Genomic DNA, 1,133 nt, shown 5'->3' on the forward strand with positions numbered 1-1,133 from the left:
GGGCCCGGGCCCAGTCCACCGTCAGCACCACCCGCACCTGCTTCTCGACCCGACCCCGCGGCCGGTCGACCCTGATCCACGGCACCGACGGTGTGATCCGGTAGTCGAAGGCCGTACGCCCCCGGTTGAAGACCTCGATGTACTGGTCGGGCCGGGTCTGGTACGGGCTGAAGACGGGCAGCACAGCCTCGCCGGAGGCACGCGAACCCGGCCACCACTCCCCCGACTCCAACTCCACCCCATCCACCGCCACCCCCATCTCAGCGGCCACCGGCACCTCAATCCGCTTCACCGCCGGGAAGATCTCATCCGGCAAAGCCACGTTGTCCCGCTCCGGCTGCTGCCACGGCGCGTTGGGCCCGTACCGCTCCACATCCCCGTACCCGATGTGCGGCTGCGTCTGAAAACCACGCCATTTACCGCCCGCCACCTGGGAGTTGAAGCGCTCGGCAAGAGCGAAATCCCGGGCAAGCCCGGCCTCCGCCTCAGCCGCCAGGTCATTCGTCGCGGCCCGCCCCTGCCGCGCGTACAGCAGGTTGGTGAACTCCGCCTGCCGCAACCCGTACAGGTTGGCCGTCGCCGCCACCGCGTACCCGACGAGCTCGAACCACGCGTCCTGGTCCGCGGCCGGCAGCCGTCGGCCGATCCGCTCCGCGTCCTTCCCCAGCCGCCGCCACTCCTCCGTCACCCGCTCCAGCTCACGGTGACCGAAATAGAAGGGCGTCTGCTGGTCGTCGTACACGACCTTCCCGTCCACCAGCGTGATCCTGCGGTTCAGCAACTCCGGCTTACGGCGCGACTGGAGCTGCGCGTACCTCGCCAGCACCGACGAGATCGACGCGATCTCGGAAGCCGCCCCGCCGAAGTTCTGCCGCGCATACCTCCGCTCCCACTCCCCCAGCCTCTCCACCGGCCAACGCCTCGGGTCCCAGGCGTAGTTGAGGAAGAACTCGGTCGGCAGCTCGTTCCCCTTCAGGTCGCCGACGTTCGTGACCCACAACTCCCGGTTCCCGTACGCGACCGCCTGGTGGAGCTGGTCCCACATGTTCGGCAGCGAAGTGGTGTCCACCCACTTGTAGTTGCGGCCGACGCCGACGTAGTCGAAGTGGTAGTACAGCCCATACCCGCCACCC

General features: G+C 68.5%; 1 protein-coding gene. It reads right to left on the bottom strand.

Going from position 1 to position 1,133, the window contains the following annotated elements; genetic code table 11:
• Positions 1-1,133, bottom strand: a 1,133-nt coding sequence (locus AOK17_RS47635; protein ID WP_206190964.1) for a glycosyl hydrolase 115 family protein, incomplete at both ends; no start/stop codon positions are given.

The sequence above is a fragment of the Streptomyces phaeochromogenes genome (assembly GCF_001418655.1).
GTDB classification, from domain to species: domain Bacteria; phylum Actinomycetota; class Actinomycetes; order Streptomycetales; family Streptomycetaceae; genus Streptomyces; species Streptomyces phaeochromogenes.